The 22,199-nt window shown below is 39.9% G+C and carries 20 protein-coding genes and 1 pseudogene; 6 read left to right on the plus strand and 15 right to left on the minus strand.

The window, feature by feature from the left end:
- Positions 1 to 12: 12 nt before the first annotated feature.
- The 7 genes from serA to pheS all read right to left on the minus strand — a co-directional run bounded on the left by serA (position 13) and on the right by pheS (position 9,248).
- Complete coding sequence (gene serA / locus CVT00_RS07550; RefSeq protein ID WP_230853812.1) at positions 13 to 1,593, minus strand: phosphoglycerate dehydrogenase; 1,581 nt, start codon at positions 1,591 to 1,593, stop codon at positions 13 to 15.
- A complete protein-coding gene (locus CVT00_RS07555; protein ID WP_230853738.1) occupies positions 1,587 to 2,027 on the minus strand; it encodes a hypothetical protein in 441 nt (146 codons plus the stop codon). The genes serA and CVT00_RS07555 overlap by 7 nt, the downstream gene beginning before the upstream one ends.
- A gap of 47 nt (positions 2,028 to 2,074) precedes the next feature.
- Positions 2,075 to 3,751 (minus strand): 30S ribosomal protein S1, encoded by a 1,677-nt coding sequence (locus tag CVT00_RS07560; protein WP_107914655.1) that lies wholly within the window; start codon positions 3,749 to 3,751, stop codon positions 2,075 to 2,077.
- A gap of 80 nt (positions 3,752 to 3,831) precedes the next feature.
- The gene (locus CVT00_RS07565) at positions 3,832 to 4,656 is read right to left on the minus strand and encodes a 4-hydroxy-3-methylbut-2-enyl diphosphate reductase (protein ID WP_103558818.1); all 825 of its coding nucleotides are present in this window, start codon (positions 4,654 to 4,656) and stop codon (positions 3,832 to 3,834) included.
- Positions 4,637 to 5,923 (minus strand): 3-phosphoshikimate 1-carboxyvinyltransferase, encoded by a 1,287-nt coding sequence (gene aroA / locus CVT00_RS07570; protein WP_103558819.1) that lies wholly within the window; start codon positions 5,921 to 5,923, stop codon positions 4,637 to 4,639. Before aroA ends, CVT00_RS07565 begins: the two co-directional genes overlap by 20 nt.
- Positions 5,920 to 8,256, minus strand: coding sequence for a phenylalanine--tRNA ligase subunit beta (pheT, locus tag CVT00_RS07575; protein ID WP_107914657.1), 2,337 nt, complete (start codon positions 8,254 to 8,256; stop codon positions 5,920 to 5,922). Before pheT ends, aroA begins: the two co-directional genes overlap by 4 nt.
- Positions 8,253 to 9,248: a phenylalanine--tRNA ligase subunit alpha gene (gene pheS, locus CVT00_RS07580; RefSeq protein WP_103558821.1), complete on the minus strand. Its 996-nt coding sequence runs from the start codon at positions 9,246 to 9,248 to the stop codon at positions 8,253 to 8,255. Before pheS ends, pheT begins: the two co-directional genes overlap by 4 nt.
- Before the next feature lie 118 nt (positions 9,249 to 9,366).
- On the opposite strand from pheS, the gene CVT00_RS07585 reads away from it, so the two are divergent.
- Positions 9,367 to 9,720, plus strand: coding sequence for a histidine triad nucleotide-binding protein (locus CVT00_RS07585; protein ID WP_004317216.1), 354 nt, complete (start codon positions 9,367 to 9,369; stop codon positions 9,718 to 9,720).
- A 72-nt stretch (positions 9,721 to 9,792) separates the two neighbouring features.
- On the opposite strand, the gene CVT00_RS10505 is transcribed toward CVT00_RS07585, so the two are convergent.
- The 3 genes and pseudogenes from CVT00_RS10505 to argH all read right to left on the minus strand — a co-directional run bounded on the left by CVT00_RS10505 (position 9,793) and on the right by argH (position 12,322).
- Positions 9,793 to 10,101: a CZB domain-containing protein gene (locus CVT00_RS10505; protein WP_430516362.1), complete on the minus strand. Its 309-nt coding sequence runs from the start codon at positions 10,099 to 10,101 to the stop codon at positions 9,793 to 9,795.
- Positions 10,102 to 10,155: 54 nt separating this feature from the next.
- Positions 10,156 to 10,464 (minus strand): annotated as a pseudogene (locus CVT00_RS10510) (methyl-accepting chemotaxis protein); the annotation flags it as partial.
- A 457-nt stretch (positions 10,465 to 10,921) separates the two neighbouring features.
- The gene (gene argH / locus CVT00_RS07595; RefSeq protein WP_103558823.1) at positions 10,922 to 12,322 is read right to left on the minus strand and encodes an argininosuccinate lyase; all 1,401 of its coding nucleotides are present in this window, start codon (positions 12,320 to 12,322) and stop codon (positions 10,922 to 10,924) included.
- A 268-nt stretch (positions 12,323 to 12,590) separates the two neighbouring features.
- Between argH and CVT00_RS07600 the strand changes: the two genes are divergently transcribed.
- The gene (locus tag CVT00_RS07600; protein WP_103558824.1) at positions 12,591 to 12,980 is read left to right on the plus strand and encodes a hypothetical protein; all 390 of its coding nucleotides are present in this window, start codon (positions 12,591 to 12,593) and stop codon (positions 12,978 to 12,980) included.
- Positions 12,981 to 12,982: 2 nt separating this feature from the next.
- On the opposite strand, the gene CVT00_RS07605 is transcribed toward CVT00_RS07600, so the two are convergent.
- The 4 genes from CVT00_RS07605 to CVT00_RS07620 are packed head-to-tail and all read right to left on the minus strand — an operon-like array spanning position 12,983 to position 16,458.
- Positions 12,983 to 13,522, minus strand: coding sequence for an oxidoreductase (locus tag CVT00_RS07605; protein WP_103558825.1), 540 nt, complete (start codon positions 13,520 to 13,522; stop codon positions 12,983 to 12,985).
- 2 nt (positions 13,523 to 13,524) lie between these two features.
- Positions 13,525 to 15,702, minus strand: a complete 2,178-nt coding sequence (locus tag CVT00_RS07610; RefSeq protein WP_107914661.1) for a heavy metal translocating P-type ATPase — start codon at positions 15,700 to 15,702, stop codon at positions 13,525 to 13,527.
- A gap of 1 nt (position 15,703) precedes the next feature.
- Entirely contained in the window at positions 15,704 to 15,907 is a 204-nt protein-coding gene (locus CVT00_RS07615; protein ID WP_004317198.1) for a heavy-metal-associated domain-containing protein, read from the minus strand.
- Entirely contained in the window at positions 15,904 to 16,458 is a 555-nt protein-coding gene (locus CVT00_RS07620) for a GNAT family N-acetyltransferase (RefSeq protein ID WP_103558827.1), read from the minus strand. The genes CVT00_RS07615 and CVT00_RS07620 overlap by 4 nt, the downstream gene beginning before the upstream one ends.
- Before the next feature lie 151 nt (positions 16,459 to 16,609).
- Between CVT00_RS07620 and CVT00_RS07625 the strand changes: the two genes are divergently transcribed.
- From CVT00_RS07625 to CVT00_RS07640, 4 genes are all read left to right on the plus strand, one after another.
- Positions 16,610 to 17,317 (plus strand): YebC/PmpR family DNA-binding transcriptional regulator, encoded by a 708-nt coding sequence (locus CVT00_RS07625; protein ID WP_107914663.1) that lies wholly within the window; start codon positions 16,610 to 16,612, stop codon positions 17,315 to 17,317.
- An 11-nt stretch (positions 17,318 to 17,328) separates the two neighbouring features.
- Positions 17,329 to 17,823 (plus strand): peptidylprolyl isomerase, encoded by a 495-nt coding sequence (locus CVT00_RS07630; protein WP_103558829.1) that lies wholly within the window; start codon positions 17,329 to 17,331, stop codon positions 17,821 to 17,823.
- An 11-nt stretch (positions 17,824 to 17,834) separates the two neighbouring features.
- Positions 17,835 to 19,190, plus strand: a complete 1,356-nt coding sequence (locus CVT00_RS07635; RefSeq protein WP_107914665.1) for a cation:dicarboxylate symporter family transporter — start codon at positions 17,835 to 17,837, stop codon at positions 19,188 to 19,190.
- A 163-nt stretch (positions 19,191 to 19,353) separates the two neighbouring features.
- Entirely contained in the window at positions 19,354 to 20,046 is a 693-nt protein-coding gene (locus CVT00_RS07640) for an aspartate/glutamate racemase family protein (RefSeq protein ID WP_103621149.1), read from the plus strand.
- 530 nt (positions 20,047 to 20,576) lie between these two features.
- Here CVT00_RS07640 and pckA read toward each other — a convergent pair.
- Positions 20,577 to 22,151 (minus strand): phosphoenolpyruvate carboxykinase (ATP), encoded by a 1,575-nt coding sequence (gene pckA, locus CVT00_RS07645; RefSeq protein ID WP_196376901.1) that lies wholly within the window; start codon positions 22,149 to 22,151, stop codon positions 20,577 to 20,579.
- Positions 22,152 to 22,199 lie beyond the last annotated feature (48 nt).

The raw sequence follows: 22,199 nt of genomic DNA on the forward strand, positions 1-22,199 counted from the left end.
TTTCGTAATTTGTTATATAACTGCGTATTGAGCCCAAACACAAGCTTCAAGTGCGTTTAATCTCTCTAGCGTTTCTGTTTTTATATGTTCATCAACCAAGATGACCGCAAGCGCCATGCCGTGCTCATCTCTACCAAGACGGAAGTCTGCGATGTTTATCTTCTCGTCAGCTAAAATTTTACTGATCTGAGCGATAACGCCTGGTACGTCGTGGTTTTTGAAGATGATCATCTTACCTTTTGGTTTAAAGTCAGTCTTAAAGCCATTTACGGTTACGATGCGTTGTTGATTTTCACCAAAGACCGTGCCACCAACGCTTACGATGCCATTTTCAGTAGTAATTCGAACCGTGATCTTATTTTTAAAGATACTATCTCCACCTGTGCTAGTTTCAGTAGTTATGCCTTTTTCATCGCATAAAAATTTAGCATTTACATAGTTTATTGCATCACCTAAACTCTCTTTTAAAGCACCAACTATGGCAAATGTTAGCATTGAATTTGCATATTCGCTAATCTGCCCGTGAGTCTCTATACGAATAGCCTTGATGGCACTTTTGTTTATCTGAGCTGCAAGAAATGCCATCTTGCTTGTAAGATCAATATAAGGCTCAACAAACGGTGGTAGATCTTCTGTTTTTATAGGTAAATTTAAAGCGTTTGGATAGCTTATACCACGTGCTGCCAAGATGGCTTGCTCAACTGCCTCTACTGCGATGTTGCGCTGCGACTCAAGGGTATTTGCCCCAAGGTGTGGCGTGACACTTACATTATTTAGATCAAGAAGCGGATGGCTTGTTGCTGGCTCTTTTGTAAAGACATCAATACCAGCAAAAGCTACCTTGCCGCTTTTTAGCCCCTCATAAAGCGCCTCTTCGTTATAAAGGCCGCCCCTAGCGCAGTTTATAAGTCTTACGCCATCTTTCATCTTTGCTATCTCTTTAGCGCCGATCATATCGGTTGTCTCTTTGGTCTTTGGAGTATGGATCGTGATGAAGTCACATGCCAAGATGTCATCAAAATTTTTAGTATAAGTGCCGCCCATATCGATGACCTTAGATGGATCGATGTATGGATCGTAGGCAATGATATCCATGCCAAAAGCTTTTGCGCGAGCTGCTACTCTTGAGCCGATGTTGCCAAAGCCGATCACGCCTAGTTTTTTCTTAAACAGCTCAACTCCGTACCACTTCTCACGCTTCCAAATTCTATCTAGCTTTAGATCGTTGTGAGCGTACTCTAGTGATCTTGCAGCTGCTAGCATGTGAGCCATAGTTAGCTCAACTGCTGCGATAGTATTTGCGGTTGGGACGTTCATAGCGATGATGCCTCTTCTTGAACAGCCATCTATATCAACATTATCCACGCCAACACCAGCTCTAACGATAGCTTTTAATTTCTTACCAGCTTCTAAAAACGCCTCATTTACCTCAGTCGAGCTTCTAGTGATCGCTACATCAGCCTCGCCTAAAATTTTTAAAAGCTCGTCTTTTGGAGTATTAACTGCGTCTATTACATTTATATCTTGCTCTTTTTTTAAAAGCTCAAAACCTACTGGGTGTATCGCGTCGCAAACAATGATAGTTTTCATAATTTTACCTCTCTTACACTTGAGTGGATGTCGTAAACTCTTAGCTGCAGTATGATATTTTGAAGCAACTTTGAGTCTTGAGTATTTAAAAAGATCTGGCTTTTGGCGCCGTCCTTTACAACAGTGAAATCAACCTCGCTATTTCTTAAAGTCTGCATCAAACAGAACATAGAGTAGATATCGTTTTTATCTATCAAAAGTTCGTATGCTGTGATCTTTGGCTTTTCTATCTTAGGTCGGTTGTATTCTATAAAAATTTCATTTACGGGCAATACGTAATCTTTTTTCTTAATAGTTGCCAGCTCGTTGATCCAGTTTTCACTGCCGGCTGTATTTTTGGTTATATTTTGCTCATTTGTAATATTTTTTTCGGTAGTTTGGCTGAAATTTACGCTTGCAAATTTAACAAGATAAACTCCAACCAAATCTAATATCACAAAGAGCAGAACAACTACTAATAAAAGTGTGCGTCTGCCCATTTATACTAGCGTAATTGTTCTTTTATAATGTCGCCAAGTGTTACTTTGTCGTCGTTGTCGTTGATCTCATTTAACACTTCACGCTCTTTTTGTTTTGCTAAACGGCGTATGCTTAGGCGAATTCTATTTTTCTTCTCATCGATAAATGCGATAGCAGCTTCGATCTCATCACCGATCTTTAGCCTGCTTGCATCTACACTACCTAGATCTTCTTTGCGGATTAGCGCATCGACATTATCGCCAAGCTCAACAAATACGCCAAACTCTTTAATATCACGGATCGTTCCTTTTACAATGTCGCCTACACTAAATTTATTAGCAAATGCTTGAACTGGGCTTTGTTTTAGATCTTTTAAGCTTAGAGAAATTTTTTGCTCAGCGCTGTCGATTTTGATGATCTTTACTTCTAGCTCATCGCCAGCTTTGAACATATCTTTGCATTTGTCGTTTCTATCCCAAGATGCATCTTCATTGTGTAGCAAGCCCTCAACGCAGCCTACTCTAACAAATGCACCAAAATTTGTAATAGTTGTCACAACGCCTTTTACTACGTCGCCCTCTTTAAATTTAGATTTGAATTCATCAAATGGCTTTGGAAGTAAATTTTTAAGGCTCACTCTTAAACGGTGTCCTTTTGCGTCTATTTCGATAACCTCAACATCGATCTCTTGGCCTTCGCTGATGTGATCTTTTGGATTTTTGATATTTTTGTCCCATGAAATTTCAGATATATGTAAAAATCCTTCAATATCATTTCCAAGATCGACAAATGCGCCATAAGGCTCTATATTGCTAACTGTTACTTTTATAGTGTCGCCAACTTCTAGGCCGTCGCTTATGATCTCTTCCCAAGGATCTGGAGTAGCTGCCTTGATAGATAGAGATAGGTGGCGTTTTTCGTTGTCATAACTGATAACTTTAACTAAAACTTTATCGCCTTCTTTGTATAAAGAGCTAGGATTTACTGGGCCTTTATAGCTTATCTCGCTGTAATGCACAAGTCCGTCTACACCGCCAACATCAACAAACATACCATAAGTTGTGATCTTTTTAACTGTGCCCTCTATAACGCTATCGTTTTCTACTATACTTGATAGGGCTTCTTTGCGTTTTTTGCGGTCGTCATCTAAAATTTTCTTTCTTGAGACAACGATGCTGTTCTCTTCTTTATCAACTTTTATAACTCTTACTTTGTATGATTTTCCAACTACGCCCTCAGCATTTTTAAATCCACTGTGCGTTCTTGGTAAGAAAAATTCTACACCATTTGCGTCTTGAGTGATAAAACCACCTTTATTTTTTCCAACTACTTTTACGTCTATTTCGCCAGAATTTTCAGGATCGTAAGCTTCAATGAAAGCTTTAACTTTCTCTTTTCTAAGTGCTTTTTTGTGCGACACTATAGGTCTTCCATTTCTTGATCCAGTTATTACAACTTTGATCGTATCGCCAACTTTATGCGTCAGGTTGCCGTTTGCGTCAGTGATCTCAGAAACATTTAAAATGCCTTCTGACTTCTTGCCAACGTCGATTAAAACCTCATCACCATTGATACTGACGATCTTTGCGTCACTATCTTCTTCAGTCTTTTTAAAAGACTCCTCTAACATCGCAGCAAAATCGATATCTTCGATATCTTCGTCTTTTGCTTTTCCTAATTGAACACTTTTGTTCACAGCCATCTTGATCCTTTAAATTTTATTATGCCAGTAGAGGCAAATTGGCTTATTATAGTTAATTGTGGCTTTAGCTAGGATAAATTTTATACTTTTTTGATTCTATCAACGACTTTTTGTATGATCCAGTCAGGTGTGCTAGCCCCTGCACTTATGCCACACAAATTTTTGCCATCAAACCATGATCCCTCAAGCTCTTCTTCACTTTCAATGAGGTAACTGTCTTCGCAGAAATTTTTAGATATTAGGTAGAGTTGTTTTGTATTTGAGCTGTTTTTTCCGCCGATTATTATCATCACGTCAGCTCTTTTTGCTAAATTTTTAGCGGCCTCTTGGTTTTCAAATGTCGCGTTGCAGATCGTGTTAAAAACGCGCAGCTCTTTTACATGAAGCATGAGATAGTTTGCGATCTGCATAAATTTCTCAACTTTTCTAGTAGTTTGGCTAACAAGCGCGACCTTTTGTTTAAATTTAATGCCCTCTAACTCACTCTCTTCAAGCACGACATAGACATTGCCCTTAGCATACGACTTCACCCCTTTTACCTCTGGGTGGTGCACGTCACCAAAGATCACCACATCATAGCCCTCTTCGCTCATTTTTTCGCAAATTTGTTGTGGCTTTGTCACAAACGGACAAGTTGCATCGATCACTTTTATATCGGTTTTTTTTAGCTCTGCAAGGTCGTTTTTAGTGATGCCATGAGTGCGGATGATCGCCTTTTTCTCATCTTTTAGCTCACTTATGCCTTCAAGCGTCTTTACATTGTAGTTTTTCTCTAGCCTGTTTATCTCTTCATTGTTATGGATGAGCGGACCGATAGTTGCAGCATCTCCAGCGTTTTCAGCTATCTTTATCGCCCTTTTTACACCAAAGCAAAATCCATAACTACTAGCAAGCTCGATCTTCAACCTTAGCTCCCATTTTCTTTAAAATTTCAGCAAAATTTGGAAACGAAGTGGCGATAAATTTGCTCTTTTCTATCCGCATGCCACATTTTAGTCCAAGTATGGCAAAGCTCATGGCGATTCTGTGATCTCCGTGGCTATCAATAGTGGCAAATTTAGCCTCAGAGCCATTTATGATAAAGCCATCTTCAAGCTCGCTAGCATCGACACCACACTGCTTTAGCGCATTTACCGTGACAGCTATCCTGTCACTCTCTTTTACACGAAGCTCTTTTGCGTTTGTTAGCTTACTTTGACCCTTAGCGCAGGCAAATGCGATGGCTAAAGCTGGGGCTTCGTCGATGAGCCACGAGATATTTTCGCTAACCTCTACGCCTTTTAAATTTGGCGAGTACTTAACCTCGATGTCGCCGATATCTTCATATTTACTTGAGGTATTGTGAAATTTTATCTCAGCGCCCATTTTTTCTAAAACCCTATAAGCTTCGATGCGAGTTTTATTTAGCAAGATATTTTTTAAAATAATATGCGAATTTGGAATGATTAGAGCTGCGACCGCAAAGAAAAATGCCGAACTTGGATCATTTGGCACGTCTATATCAAGTGGCAAAAGTGGCGATTTCATCGGCTCTAAAGTGATATCTAAACCGTCACACTTTATATCAGCTCCCATACCAGCAAGCATGCGCTCAGTATGGTCTCTGCTTAGCTCTGGCTCGCTAAATTTGCAGCCATTTGAGTAAAGAGCCGCCAGCAAAAGTGCACTTTTTACCTGAGCTGAGGCAATCTTACTATCAAAACTAAACCTTTCAAATTTCGTCCCTCTTATACAAAGTGGAGCGTTATTTGCGTCGTTTGCGCCATCTATCTTTGCCCCCATCTCATTTAGAGGCTTTGCTATCCTTGCCATCGGGCGAGAATTTAAATATTTATCGCCACTTAGCACAAAAAAGCCATCTTGTGCAGCTAATAGTCCCATAAAAAGCCTCATCGCCGTGCCCGAGTTGCCACACTCTAAAATTTCATTTGGCTCTTTTATCTTTTGTGGAGGAGTGATCGTTATCTCAGCTCCGTTATCCTCTACTTTTGCGCCAAGGAGCTTGACTATTTTTAGAGTATTTAGCGTATCGCCTGCTCTTAGATAGTTTCTAACGCGAGATGGTTTGTCGCTTAAAAGCGAAAACATCGCACATCTATGCGAGATAGACTTATCAGCCGCGATGTCGTCGATAGTTAAATTTAGACTTTTTTCTAATGGATAAATTCTCATCTTATTCCGATATTTAGTTTCTCTTTTAGCTCGCTTAAAATTTTATCCATAAGCGCGTTTATATCGTCATCTTCGAGCGTTTTTTCCATATCTTGGAATGTAAATTTAAGGCTAAGGCTGATCGCGCCATTTAGTTTCGCGTCTTTATAGATATCAACCGGCAAGAACTCTTTTAGCTCTTTTAAATTTAGCCCTCTTATGCACTCATAAATTCGTCCAGCCTCGAAATTTTCAGGCACGATGAGGCTAAGATCTCTTGTCGTGCTTTGAAATTTAGAGTATGGCACTGCAAGGATTGGCTCAAATTTAAGCTTTGCAAAATTAATCTCACAAACATAAGTTTTTGGCAGATCTCTTTTTGCCTCTACCCTCGCATCAACTCTGCCGATATAGCCGATCTTTTCGCCATTTTGATAGATGTGTGCCTGCTCATAAGGGCTAAAATATGAGATCTCTTGGCAAGGTTTTAGCTCAAATTTACCTATTACATTTTGCACCATCGCTGCAAATGCGTAGAAATTTGCCTCCTCGCCCTTTGCGCCGTTTATCAGTGTTGGCTCTTTTAAAAGCCCTGATACTACAAAGCCTAAATTTAAACCTTGATTTGCATTTTCGTCAAAAACTTCGCCAAACTCAAAAAGCCTAACTGAGCGCTTTGAGTTTTTGATATTTTTCTCGCTTGAGCTTAGAAGGTGATTAACAAGTGCTGGTCTAAGCGTGTTTAGTTCGTTGTTTATAGGATTTAGTATCTTGATCTTGCAAGGTTTGAAATTTAGCTCACTTAGCTCATCAAGGCTGTCAAATACGTAGTGCACGCTCTCGAAAAATCCACTTTGTGCCGCACGGTGTCTTAAATTTAAAGCATTTTTATAGTCAAAATATGTCTTATTTAGCCTATTTTTCTCAGAGAAATTTAACGGCGTTGAGGCGATATTGTCGATGCCTATTATCCTTACGATCTCCTCGCAAATATCATGCGAATTTACGATATCATGGCGAAATAACGGCACTTTTACGTTAAAGCTCTCTTGCTCAACATTTACCGCGATCTCAAAGCCAAGTTTCTTTAAAATTTTAACGACATCGTTTCTTGCAACCTCTTGACCGATCATATTTTTAAGCTCGCCAAGTGAGATGCTAAGCGTGATAGGCTCGGTGTTTAGAAGTGATTGCTGTGAGCCAGCAAAAAGGCTTAGGCTATCTTTAAAGCCAGCTAGCATTTTAAAAAGATAGTCCGCCCCGTAAGCTAAATTTGGCTCGCTACCACGGCTTGAGCGATAAACTTGATCGCCTTTTGGTAAATTTTTATTTTCAAAAATGGCCTTTGAGACAACATCTGGTTTTACGTAGCTAGCCTCTACCAAGATCACCTTTGAGCCCTCATCGACCCTAGCCTCATCGCTTTGGTAAATTCCAGCAACGCCTAAATTTTTATCCTCGCAAAAGACCACGCACTCGCCATTTTCGCCATTTTTGATGTCAAAAACTGCTTTTTCACCCTCGCCCACAAGCTTAGCGTGATCATAAGCTCTAAACAAGACGCCAGTGCAAAATGTCGCGTATTCAAGTAGCCTTTCTACTAAATTTGTCTTTTGGCAATCAATTAGAGCTAGTCTCAAGCGAGTTAATAAATTTTCACTTAATGCATTTTTTAGCTCAAATGCTTTATACAAAAACGAGCCATTTACCTTATCTTCAGTTCGCACAGACGCGATCCTGCCGATGCCTAGTAAATTTTCGCTATCTTCATTTTCGTGGCTATCTTTCATATTTAGATCAAGTGCGGTGCAAATTTCTCTTGCGATGCCGTGTAAATTTTGGCAGTCACCTCTGTTTGCTGTGACATCGACCTCGATGATCACATCTTTAAACGCTTCAAATTCGCCAAGACTTGTGCCAAGTTTTAGCTTGCCGATACTCTCATCAAGTGGCAAGATACCGTCATTTGTCTTAGGCAGTCCTAGCTCAGTTGAAGAGCAGATCATACCACATGACTCGATGCCTCTTAGCTTTGCCTTTTTGATCTCAAGACCATTTGGCATCGTCGTACCAATGAGCGCAACTGGAACAAACTGACCAGCCTCGACGTTTTTGGCTCCGCACACGATCTGAAGCGTTTCGCTGCCAACATCAACTTGACAAACGCTTAGTTTATCGGCGTCTGGGTGTTTTTCTCTACTTTTTACGTAGCCCACCACAACGCTTTTTGGTAAATTTATCTCTTTATAGCTATCAACTTCTAAGCCGATAGAGTTTAATGTCTTTGAAAGTGTCTCGCCGCTAACCTCGCTAAGGTCGATCCACTCGTTTAACCAATGCTTTGAAATTATCATTTAAACTGCTCCAACAATCTTAAATCTCCCTCAAAAAGTGACCTTAGATCAGGCACTCTATGAAGCAACATCGCAAATCTCTCAACCCCAAGGCCAAAGGCATATCCGCTCACATTTTTATAGCCAACTGCCTTAAATACATTTGGATCCACGACGCCGCATCCAAGCACCTCGAGCCAAGTAGTCTGCTTGCACACCCTGCAACCCTTGCCGTGGCAGAATATACAACTAATATCAACCTCTGCGCTAGGCTCCGTAAAGGGAAAGAAGCTAGGGCGAAAACGCACTTCAACGTCGCCAAACATGTGCTTTAAAAAGCCCTCTAGCATTGATTTTAAATTTGCAAAGCTAACTTTGTCTGCATCCTCCACCACAAGGCCCTCGACTTGATGAAACATCGGTGTATGCGTTAAGTCCATATCGCGTCTAAAGACGGTGCCTGGCGCTATCATGCGGATAGGTGGCTTTTGATTTAACATAGTTCGCACCTGAACTGGGCTCGTATGCGTCCTTAAAAGTCTAAAATCATCTAGGTAAAATGTATCTTGCATATCCCTTGCTGGGTGGTATTTTGGTAAATTTAGCGCCTCAAAGTTGTGAAAATCATCTTCTATAAGCGGCCCAGTCTCGAGCGAAAAATTTAGAGCTAAAAAATACTCAATTATCTTATCCATCGTGGCCATCACAGGGTGCAGCGCCCCGCTAGCAACAGGCTCGTTAAAAAGCGTGATATCAGCGGCCTCTTTTTTCATCTTGTTATCTATCTCTTGCTCGCTAAGCTCGGCTTTTTTAGCTTCTATAAGCGCGCTTAGCTCATCTCTTTGCTTGTTTAAATTTGCTGCAAATTCCTTTTTTTCATCCTCGCCAAGCTCTTTTAGCTTTGCAAAACCTTGCGCCAAGATGCCCTTTTTGCCAAAAATTTCTACCCTGACCTTCTCCAGATCATCAAGAGTTGAAATTTCATTTTTGATTTTATTAATGAAATCTTGCAATTTTTTACCTTTAGAAATTTTTTAGTCGATTTTATAGAAAAAGAGTTAAAATCAAGATAAAAAGCGCGAAATTTAAGCACACTTTGATATAATTTCTCAAACTTTCAAAGGAGATAAAATGACCATATTTGAAAAGATCGTTGCTGGTGAAATTCCTTGTAACAAAGTGCTTGAGAGCGAGAAATTTCTAGCTTTTAACGACATCAACCCAAAAGCGCCGATCCACATCCTCATCATCCCTAAAAAACACTACAAAAACTTCCAAGAGATGGACCCAGTTTTGATGGGTGAGATGACTAAATTTATCCAAGAAGTGGCGAGCTTAATGGGCGTTGATAAGAGCGGATACCGTCTCATAACAAACTGCGGTGAAAACGGCGGTCAAGAGGTCATGCACCTACACTTTCACCTACTTGCTGGCGCAAAACTTGGCTGGAGCGAAGGCGTAGCTGATCCACAAAGCACATTTTAAAAACAAAATTTAGACTCTTTTTGAGTCTAAATTCTTTAAAATTTTACTTCAAACATCTAAATTTAAATAAATTTATTTCCTAGCAGCTTTTACCGCTTCAAGTAGCTCTTCAAAGCCAGCTTTACTTGAATGCTCAACATCTTTTAGTATCTCGACACCTGCTAAATGTCCCTTATCTTTATCAGCAAAAATCGCCATAGCCTTATCTAGTCCGTGATGGACATTTTCGTGGTGCGCAGCTATACTTGAGAGGGTTCTTGGATCTTTTATGATGGTATTTTTCACATCTTTTTCATACCACTTGCCAAATCTACACTCATGCACGTCTTGAATTTTATTTATCTCGCCAATCAAGACGCCTCGGTAGCCATTTAGCTTCATATTGATGTGATCTATCTTGCCGTTACTGACATTGACCTCATTTGTTACGTTTAGGGCTTGATTTAGGATGTTTTGAGTATTGGCATTTACGCTTGAGATGTTGCCCTCAAAGCCACCTAAAATTTGCATCGCATTTGCTGAAATTTTAGAGAAATTCTCGCTCATTTCGATCATTGTGTTTGCACTTTGTTTAAGGCCATTTATATTTACTTCAACCTCAAGTGTCGCCTTTTGCGTGCGTTCTGCAAGCTTTCTAACCTCATCTGCAACAACTGCAAAGCCTCGTCCATGCTCGCCCGCACGAGCCGCCTCGATAGCAGCATTTAGCGCTAGCAAATTTGTCTGATCTGAGATGTCTTTTATGAGATTTATGATCTCAACGATAGAATTTACGCTTCCATCAAGCGAAGAGGCGTCGTTTGAGAGGTCGCCGCTCATCTGGCTCACTTGCTCGATCGAGCTTAAAATTTCAGCCGTTTGAGACTTTAACTCGCCTGTTTCTTTGAAGGTTTTTTCATTTAAATGGTTTATATTTTCAAGCATTTTTAAATTTTCTTCGATGGTTGATTGCAAGAAGTTCATACCATCTTGATAGCTAGTTAGCAGCAAATTTATAGCCTCTTGCTTATCCTTAGCTTGCTCTTTTGGCTCGCAAGTTTTGGCATTTTTTAGCTCATTTTTAAGTGCTAAAATTTCAGCCTTTAAAGCTTCATTTTCTCTTTCTAAAGCTTCATTTTTACTACCAAGCTCTTTATTTTTGCTGTCAAAAAACATTTTTCATCCTTTAAAATTTGTAAATTACGCGTAATTATAACTCTTTTTACTTAAGCCAGTCGTCTAAAATTTTAATTTGCTCTTCAATACTTTTATTTGCCGTGCCACCTTTTGAAGTGCGGGCCTCTTTTGAAGCGTGCAGATCTAGAAATTTAATGGCATTTTCATCTAAATTTTCATCAACACTTTTTAGCTGCTCTTTGTTTAGCTCGCTTAGATCAAGCCCCAAGCTTTCAGCCTTTGCGACAGCCTTGCCGGTGATAAAATGCGCTGTTCTAAATGGGATATTTTTCTCACGCACTAGATAGTCCGCTAGATCAGTGGCACTTAGATGCCCTGTTTTTGTCGCTTTCAGCATATTTTTTTCATTAAATTTAGCTGTTTTTATCATCTCATTTAGGATGGTAGCCGAGCTTAAAATGGTTGCAACACTATCAAAAACACCCTCTTTATCTTCTTGCATATCTTTGTTGTAAGCAAGCGGCAAGCCTTTCATAGTCGTTAGCAGCGCTACTAAATTTCCATTTACACGCCCAGTTTTGCCGCGTATGAGCTCAGCGACGTCTGGATTTTTCTTTTGAGGCATGATGGAGCTGCCCGTGCTGTAAGCGTCACTAATGCTTACAAAGCCAAATTCTTGCGAGCTCCAAAGTATGAGCTCCTCACAAAGCCTAGAAGCGTGCGTCATAAAAACGCTAATGTTAAATAAAATTTCAAGCGCAAAGTCGCGGTCGCTCACGCTATCCATCGCATTTTGCGTGCAACCTGCAAAGCCAAGCTCGCTTGCAACGATGCTCCTATCTATCTTGTGCGGCGTGCCTGCAAGGGCTGCTGAGCCAAGCGGGCTTAGGTTGTTTCGCTCATACGAGCTGACAAATCGCTCAAAATCCCTCTTAAACATAAACGCGTAGGCTAGCAAATGGTAGCTAAGGCTTACTGGCTGGGCATGCTGAAGGTGCGTGTAGCCTGGCATTAGCGTATCTTTGTGGTTTTTGGCTAAATTTGTAAGCGTGGCGATGAGCTCTTTAATGAGAGATGAAATTTCTAAATTTTTCTTCAAAACGTAAAATTTAAAATCAAGCGCGACCTGATCATTTCTACTTCTAGCTGTGTGTAGTCTGCCGCCAAGCTCAGCTCCGATGATCTCGCTAAGGCGCTTTTCAACCGCCATGTGGATATCCTCATCCTCTATCTTAAAAGCAAATTTACCAGCCCTTATCTCAGCTAAAACCTCATCAAGCCCCTTGATGATCGCCTCTGACTCATCTTTTTTCAAAATTCCGCAAATTCCTAGCATTTTAGCGTGCGCCTTACTGCCAGCGATGTCCTCTTCAAAAAGATTTTTATCAAAATTTATAGAAGCGTTAAATTCCTCAAGCAACTTCGAGCTAGCCTCGCTAAATCTGCCCTCCCACATCTTTTTATGTGCGTTTTCATCTTTTTTCATAGCTTTGCCTTTGATTAGTTTTGCGTGATTTTAACAAAAAGGTGCTTAACTAGGCTTTTACGAGCATTTTAAAAATAAATTTTTGGTCAAAAAAGTGAAATGTAATATAAAAATTATGCTAGAGTAGTAAAAAAGTTATATATATAATTTACATTTAAGGTTATTAAAATATAATTCGCCCAGCAACTTTTTAAAAACTATTTCAAGTTTTTTGATTTATTGCCGATATAGTTTTAAATGGAGAAATAAACTAAAAAGGAAGGACGATATGCAAATAGATGCAAATATGAACTCAAATGTTTTCTATCATAACGGCTACACATCTATATCATCAAGTAGCGCTAAAATCAGCATATTAGTATCTTCTGGTTATGGCACAAAAGATATCGTTAGAAGTAATGATGTGCATGTCGAACAAAGAGAAGAAGTTAGACAAAAACCTACAATTATTAGAAAAGAAGATGTCACAGAGTTACAAAAAAATTTAGAAAAATTACAAGATCAAAGAAGCGATATAGCTGATCAAATTTCAAGCATCCAGCACCTGAAAGATCGTGATTCTATGCAGATGCTTCATCATCTAAATTTAGAACAATCAAGCATTCAGAATAACATTTTAAGTATTAAAACTCAAATGACAGAAATGGTACAGGCTTAAGACTAAGCCTTACCGATAATAGTTCTTAGAACTAAACAAAAATCCTCTAAAAAGTATCCCATTGACTTATAGAAGTTACTGTTAGCATTTTGTTCAAGCTCTTTTGCAAGTTGCTCGGCATATGGCAAGAAAAAAGAGAGGCTAAAAGCAGCAAGAAGCTGCATAGACTCTTTTGTCGCCTCTTTTTTTAAGATATTTGCTATCAAAATGAGCTGATTTGAGATGCTATCAACCTCGCCCATTTTTGGCTCAAAATTTATAGCCTTATAAAATTGTGCCAAATCATCTTTTGCACTTGAAAAATAGTAGCTTGCTTCAAATTTTGCCTTTAAAATGACAAAATCATCACACAGAGCTGCACTGCTCTCATCTTTGATAAATTTAGCGTAAAGCTCATTTCCTTTTACGTTCGCATCACTCTTTGTCTGCGTTATCCACGCACTTGTCTTTTTGATACGCATAAAAGATGAGACGCCCAAGATGCCATTAAAATTTGTAGCAAGTGCAGCAGCTACGACGCTGTAAAGCTCTCCAAGTCTCAAATTTAGTCCTTAAGCTTCAAATATCTAAGTCTAAGCGCATTTAGCACGACAGTGACCGAGCTTAAGCACATCGCCATAGAGCCATAAACTGGGCTTAGAAGTAGTCCAAATACTGGATAGAGCACGCCAGCAGCCACTGGTATGCAAATGGCGTTATACATAAATGCCCAAAACAAATTCTCTTTTATGTTAGCAATAGTCGCATTTGCAAGCTTTACAAGCCCACTTACGCCACGCAGATCGTTTTTTACAAGCACGATATCGCCAGCGCCTTTAGCGATGTCTGAGCCTGAGTTCATAGCGATGCCAACGCTTGCTTCTTTAAGCGATGGCGAGTCGTTTATGCCGTCCCCTACAAAGATCACGCCACCTCGGCTCATGAGCTCTTTTACCTTGTTAAATTTATCCTCAGGCAGCATATTTGCATAATATTCGCTCACATTTAGCTTGCTAGCGATATTTGCCACTACTTTTTTATCATCACCTGAGAGGATCACGCTTTGTAAATTTAGCCTTGAAAGCTCGTTTATAACGTCATTTGCTTCATTTTTTAGCTCATCACTTAGCGTTAAAAAGCCGCTAAATTTTTGATTTAGCGCACAAAGTATGACGCCGCTTCCATCATTTGCAGCCTCTTTTATCGCTTCACTATCAGCTTCATTTAGCAAGATATCGTTTGCCGCAAGCAGCTTTTCGTTACCTATTATTATCTTGTTGCTCTCATCTTCATAGACGATGCCTTGACCAACTACGTTTTGGAATTTACCATTTAGCTTTTGTAAATTTATGTAATTTTGTTTTGCGTATCTTACGATCGCTTTTGAGATCGGATGCTCGCTTAAATTTTCAGCAGATGCCACTAGCTCTAGCTCTTTTTCGCTCAAATTTGAACTTTTGACGCTAATTAGCCCCTTACTTAGCGTGCCAGTTTTGTCAAATGCTACAAATTTAGCATCTTTTATAAGCTCCAAAACCTCTGGATTTTTCACCAAAATCCCAGCTTTTGCGCCGCGAGCAAGAGAGCTTACGATTGCTATTGGCGTAGCAAGTCCTAGTGCGCATGGGCATGAGATGATAAGCACGCAGATCGCGCTAGAGATCGCATAGGCGAAATTTCCACTAAAAATTATCCATATTAAAAATGTAAGAACTGAGATCGCCACCACACTTGGTACAAAGATGTTTGCTATCTTATCAGCCAGCCGTCCGATAGGCATCTTTTTGGAGCTAGCGTCGCTTAGTAGGTTTAAAATTTGAGATAGCAAGCTCTCGTAAGAGCTCTTCGTCACTTTTACGCTTATGTAGCCATTTGTGTTTAGAGTGCCGGCAAACACGCTATCTCCCACCTCTTTATAAACTGGCAAGCTCTCTCCTGTAAGCATAGAAGCATCTATCTCAGCGCCACCTTGAACTATCACGCCATCACTTGGGATGTTGTAGCCATTTTTTACGATGACGATGTCGCCTACTTTTAGCTCATTTACATTTACCTCTTTGCTCTGTCCATCTGGCATGACCAAAAAGGCGGTCTTTGGCGAAATTTTAAGTAGCGTCTTTAGGTAGTCACCTGCCTTTGCCTTTGAGCGCTCTTCAAGATACTTGCCAAGCAGCACAAAGGTTATTATCATCGCTGCGCCCGAGATATAGACATTTTTTAGATCATCTGGGATGAAATTTGAAAAGATCACAACAAAAAGCGAGTATAAAAATGCACTACCGCTTCCAAGAGCTACAAGCACGTTCATATCGTAGTTTTTGTTTTTAACAGCCTCTATGGCGTGAGCAAAGAAGTCTTTGCCACTAAAAGCTAGCACCAAAAATGCTAAAACTAGCATGAGTAAATTTATTAGCAAGTTATGAGGCGCGAACATCTCAAGCGCCATTATCACGATGCTTGCTATAAATGCAAATATAAATTTATTTCTTATCGAGGTTATATGCTCGTCTCTTTTGGCTTCAAATTCATCAATATTTGTCGCCACAAAGTAGCCAAGCTTCTTTATCTTTTGCTCTAAAACTTCACGCACGCTAGCGTCTTTTAGGACAAATTCGCCGCTTGCGTTTGCGAAATTTACATTTGCTTCAAGCACCCCATCTATCTTTTTAGAAACCTTCTCGATAGCGTTTGAGCAATTTACGCAGCTCATTCCCGCTATATTTAGCTTGACTTTTAAAGGCATATCAAAGCTCCTTTATAACGTCAAATCCCAGATCAGCCATTTCTGATTTAAATTTCTCTACATCGCCATCTTTTATATCAAGGCTTACTTGTCTTGGCTCTTTGCTAAGATCGACTTTTATCTCGCCAAAGTCATCTTCAAGTGCGTTTTTTATAGTATTTGCGCAGTTTTGGCAATGCACGTTATTTACCTCAAATGTTTTCATATTATCTCCTTTATCATGTGGTCGTATTCGTGTAAATTTATGATCTTTTTGGTGTTAAATTTAAAGCCAAGGCTCTCGTAAAATTTACGAACTTTTGGCTTATTTACATCAACTATCAGCGAGACCTTTTTATGTCCTAGCTCTTTTGCTTTGGCAAATGAGTGCAAGATAAGCTCTTTTGCAAGCCCTTGGCCTCTAAATTTCTCATCCACAGCGATGCTATCTATATAAAACTCATCGTCAAAGCACTCTTTTTCTACCTTGGCGTCTTTGCCAAGCGCCTTTAGATGCTGAGAAATTTCTCTATCAAGCTGCTCTACGTCGCCGCCAAAGTAAGCACACATAGCAGCGATTATCTGCTCGTCACGCCTATAGACATAAACATTTTTATAGCTAAGTCTGTTTGTCTCGCTTTGAAAAAATTTCTCTAAAATTTCGTCGCTTTTTGCAGGATCGTCGTAGCCACTTAGCTTGTAGGCGATGTCCTCCATCGCTAAATTTAGTAGTTTGATGCAGATTTTTGCATCTTGTTTTTGAGCATTTTTTATCATGAGTATGATTATATGCCTTTAGCTTAAATTTTTACCAAATATTATTTTCAAATTTACAAATTAAGCGCTTTAGCAGGCAAACTAAAAATGTTTTAAAAAAGTATAAAATTTTTTTAGTTATAATCCGTAAAAAATTTATTTAAGGATATTTATGGGACGAGCATTTGAGTACCGAAGAGCGGCAAAAGAAGCTAGATGGGATAAGATGAGCAAGGTATTTCCAAAACTTGCAAAGGCTATAACAGTAGCGGCAAAAGATGGTGGATGTGATCCAGATATGAACCCAAAACTTCGCGCAGCCATCGCAGCAGCAAAAGCTGAAAATATGCCAAAAGATAACATCGATGCGGCTATAAAAAGAGCAAATGGCAAAGATAGCGCTGATATCAAGACTATCTTTTATGACGGCAAATCAGCTCACGGCGTGCAAATCATCGTTGAGTGCGCTACTGACAACCCAACAAGAACAGTTGCAAATGTAAAAGCGATATTTAGCAAAAATGGCGGAGAAATTTTGCCAAGTGGCAGCCTTAGCTTTATGTTTACAAGAAAGAGCGTTTTTGAGCTTGAAAAACCAAGTGCAGATATCGAAGAGATCGAGCTTGAGCTCATTGATTACGGACTAAGCGACATCGAAGAAGATGAAAACGCACTATTTGTTTATGGCGATTACGCAAATTTTGGCACACTTCATGAGGGCATAGAGAAGCTAAATTTAGTAGTTAAAAAAGCTTCACTTCAGTACTTACCAAATCAAACCGTGAGCCTAGATGAAGAGCAAATGCTTGAGGTTGAGAGGCTTCTTGACAAGCTAGAAGACGACGATGACGTCCAAGCAGTTTATACAAATATCGAGTAAAAAGGAGCAACATGCGTTTTGATGAGTTAAAAGTTTATGATATAAATTTAGATGAGCTAAAAAAAGATAAATTTGCAGTTTTAAAGACAGAAAAAGGCGATATCAAACTTGAGCTTTTTGCCGAGGATGCACCGCAAGCTGTTGCAAATTTTGTCCATTTGATAAAAACAGGCTTTTATAATGGCCTAAATTTTCACAGAGTTATACCAAATTTCGTCATTCAAGGTGGCTGCCCAAATGGCACAGGCACAGGCGGTCCTGGCTGGAGGATAAAATGCGAATGCGATAATCAAAAGGTAAAGCATGAGCGTGGCAGCCTTAGCATGGCTCACGCAGGTCGCGACACTGGCGGATCGCAGTTTTTCATCTGCCACAGCAAGCAACCTCATCTTGACGGCGTGCATACAGTCTTTGGAAAGTGCGCTGACGATGAGAGCTTAAAGGTACTTGATGCTATCAGACAAGGCGACAAGATCCTCTCAGCAGAGATCAAGCAGAGCCTATAAAAGGGGAATTTATGGAGAGTGCAAAAACGCAAAAAAGTCTCTTTGTGAGGCTATTTACCAATCTCGCCATTTGGGTTGTGATAGGTATAGTTGGCGGTGTTATCGTCGGTATGGTCGCACCTGAGCTTGGCATAGCGAGCAAGCCAGGCATTGATTATTTTATAAAAGCCCTTAAAATTTTAATCGGCCCTATCATCTTTTTAACGATCGTTTCAGGCATCGTCGGACTTGAGAGCCTAAAAGATCTTGGCACCATCGGACTTAAGGCGTTTATCTACTTTGAGATAGTTAGCACGCTTGCTCTTGCTGTTGGTATCATCTTTGGCGAGACGCTTCGTCCAGGACATGGCATGAACCTTGACTATACCCAGCTTGACGCCTCAAGTGTGGCTAAATTTACATCTCAAGCTGGAAATATGGACGCAAATAGTGGCTTTTTAGCACACACGCTTCATCTTTTAAGAGGCGCTGTGCCAGTAGATGACATCTTCCCTTACGTGCATATACTTGATCCATTTATAAAATCAAACACACTTCAAGTGCTTTTCATGGCGATTGTCGTTGCCATCATGCTTTCGCTACTTGCTCATGATAAAAAGCAAGCTTGTCTAAAACCGCTTGAATTTATCCAACACTACGTCTTAAAGCTTCTTACTTGGCTTATGTTATTTAGCCCAGTGGCGGCCTTTTCAGCGATGGCTTACTTGATCGGTAAATTTGGCATCGGAACGCTTCTTGGTATGATGGAGCTTCTTGTCGTTATGGCGCTTGCAAGCTGCTTTTTCATCTTTGTCGTGCTTGGCGTCATTTGCTACTTTGCCAAAGTTAATGTCTTTAAATTTATGCGCTTTATCTCAAAAGAGGTCTTGGTCGTTTTTGCGACAAGCTCGAGCGAAACAGCTCTTGCGCCACTTATGCAAAAGCTAGAAGCAGCTGGTATAAATAGAGGCGCAGTTGGCCTTATAATCCCAACTGGCTACTCATTTAACCTTGACTGCACCAACATCTACCTAAGCCTAAGCGTTATCTTCTTAGCGCAAGCATTTAATATCCCACTAACTTTTGAACATCTAATAAGCATACTAATCGTGCTAATGATCACAAGTAAAGGCGCTGTTGGCGTTACAGGCTCAGGCTTTGTCGTCCTTGCTGGCACACTAAGCGCACTTCCAAGCACTGGCATACCAGTCGTAACCGTAGCTGTGCTACTTGGCGTTGATAAATTTATGTCAGAGATGCGTGCTGTTGGTAACCTTTGCGGCAATGCCGTTGGCTGCATGATCGTATCTATCTGGGACAAAAAGGTTGATATGGAGAAATTTAGATACGCACTAGATCATCCAGACGAATTTCACTTCCACTCATAATAGAGTTTTTTAAGGGGCAATCGCCCCTTTTTATCTTAAATTTACTTCAAAACTTAAAGCGCTTACTCCCTATTTTTACAATACCAAATGAAAATTTATAAATTTTATTTTTAAATATAGAAACTAATATTATAATTATTGAAAATTTTAATTTGGAGGAGCTATGAAGACATTAGGCATCATAGGCGGCATGGGACCACTTGCCACGGCTGATTTATACAAAAAGATCATCGATATAACCCCAGCAACTTGCGATCAAGAGCACCTACACATCGTTATCGACTCATACGCGCAGATAGAAGATAGGACAAAATTTATCATGGGCGAGGGAGAAAGTCCGCTTCCAAAGCTGATTCAAAGTGCAAAACTTTTAAAAAATGCAGGATGCGAAGCGATGCTAATGGCTTGCAACACGGCTCACTACTTTGCTCCAAGTATCGAAAAAGAGGCTGGAGTGAAAATTTTGCACATTGCAAAAGTTACCATAGATGCCTTGCAAAAGAGATATCCACACGCTAAAAATATCGCTGTTATCGCAACAAGTGGCACAAAAAAAGCAGGCGTTTATGATCAAATTTTAAAAGAGCGCGGGCTAAAAAGCGTGGATTTTAGCAAAGAGACGCAAGATGTCATCATGGAGTGCATCTACAAGGGCGTCAAAGCTGGCAAACTAGAAGAGTATGTGCCGGTATTTTATGAAGTGCTTTCAAACATTGAAGCTGACGTTTATATCGCAGGCTGCACCGAGATACCGATGTTTTTGCCATTTATCAGCAGCGAGTATAAATTTATAGATGCGACATTTGAGCTAGCAAAAGCTGGCGTAGAATTTGGACTAGAAAAGAGAGTATTTTGATTAAATTTAGCCAGATACCTGGCTAAATTTTTGTTTTAACTGCAACTTACACTAAATACAACAGCGACTTTTATAGTAGAAATTTGAGATCAAATTTAGTTGGAGTGTTCTGGCTAAATTTTTGTTCTAACTGCAGATCGTTTGTATTAATTTTTTTGATATCTGATGGGTGATTTTTAGAGCTTAATAAGTGTGGTTTTATAGCGAGAAGCTTTAGAAAGTCTAGTGAAATTTAGTATTTTGATTTAAATTTAGCTGGAGTGTTTTGGGTAAATTTTAGTTCTAACTGCAAAGATCACTTATATTAAAATTTCTGATGTCAGGCGATTAAATTTTTCAGACTTAGAAAGAGTGGCTTTTGGTTAGAAATTTTAAAAAATCTATTTAAATTTGACCGAGCTGTTTCGCAAAATGTTTTAAATTTTATATTAGAAATTTGAAAAAGAGCTATATTTTATAGCTCTAAATTTTTTACTATTTGATAGTTTAAATTTAAAAGCCTTGCAGGATCTTCCCACAAGGCTATAAATTTAAGCTGTTGGACCAGCTTTTGCGTACTCAACGCCCTCTTTTACATCTTCGTAGCGTTTGAAATTTTCAACAAACATTTTAGCAAGCTTGTCGCGTGAAATATTGTACTCAGCTGGGTGTGTCCATGTGTTTATAGGATTTAGCAGTTTTGTCTCTACACCATCAAGCTCTTTTGGGATAGAGAAGTTAAATTTATCAAAATTTTCAAATTCGCATTTTGTGATGCTACCATCAAGGATCGCATTTATGCAAGCACGTGTCGCTTTTATGCTCATACGCTTACCAACGCCGTAAGCACCGCCACTCCAGCCTGTATTTACTAGATAGACATTAACGCCGTGTTTATCGATCTTCTCGCCAAGTAGCTTTGCATAGACGGTTGGGTGAAGTGGCATAAATGGCTCGCCAAAGCAAGCGCTAAAAGTAGCAACTGGCTCAGTGATACCGCGCTCTGTGCCAGCAACTTTTGCTGTATAGCCACTTAGAAAATAATACATCGCCTGCTCTTTTGTCAGCTTTGCAACTGGAGGAAGCACGCCAAAAGCATCAGCACTTAAAAAGATGATATTTTTTGGATGGCCAGCGCTTGAGCTTGGCTCGTAGTTGTCGATGTGATAGATCGGATAGCTCACGCGTGTGTTTTCAGTCTTTGAGCCATCTTTGTAATCAACCACTCCGTTTTCGTCAGCCACTACGTTTTCAAGTAGCGCGTCACGCCTGATCGCTGCGTAAATTTCTGGCTCGCTACTTGGATCAAGGTTGATACATTTTGCGTAGCAGCCGCCCTCAAAGTTAAACACGCCATCATCGTCCCAGCCGTGCTCATCATCGCCTATTAGTTTGCGTTTTGGATCGGTTGAAAGTGTCGTTTTACCAGTGCCAGATAGGCCAAAAAATAGCGCCGTATCGCCCTTTTCGCCTACATTTGCAGAGCAGTGCATGCTTAGCTTGCCTTCAAGTGGCAACCAGTAGTTCATCATAGAAAAAATGCCCTTTTTCATCTCGCCGCCATACCATGTGCCACCGATCACTGCGACATTTTCCTCGACATTAAATATGACAAAGACCTCTGAATGTAGTCCGTCAGCCTTGTACTCCTCATTTTTTGTCTTGCAAGCGTTATATACTACAAAATCAGGCTCAAATTTAGCCAGCTCTGCTTCACTTGGACGGATAAACATATTTTTTACAAAGTGCGCTTGCCACGCTACTTCAGTGACGAAGCGGACTGATTTTTGGCTCTTTTTGCTAGCTCCACAAAATGCATCTTGGATAAAAATTTCTTTACCACTTAGCTGATCTTTTGCTTTTTTAAGAAGCTTGTCAAAAAGCTCTTTTGTGATAGGCTGATTTATCTTGCCCCAAGCGATGTATTTTTGGCTTGGATCTTGCTTGACAAAGTACTTATCTTTTGGGCTTCTGCCAGTAAAAATTCCAGTATCAACCATAAATGTGCCGTTACTAGAGACTCTGCCTTCGTTGTTCGCCTTTTCAAGCTCAAAAAGCTCGTCGTAGCTTAGATTGTGATTTATCTTTTTGATCTCTTTTAGACCTAGCTCGTCTAGCTTATTTATCATGTTGTTTCCTTTAAATTTCGTTTCTTTATAAATTTGACCTAAAAG

Origin of the sequence: Campylobacter concisus (assembly GCF_003048675.2) — a bacterium.
GTDB lineage: Bacteria > Campylobacterota > Campylobacteria > Campylobacterales > Campylobacteraceae > Campylobacter_A > Campylobacter_A concisus_F.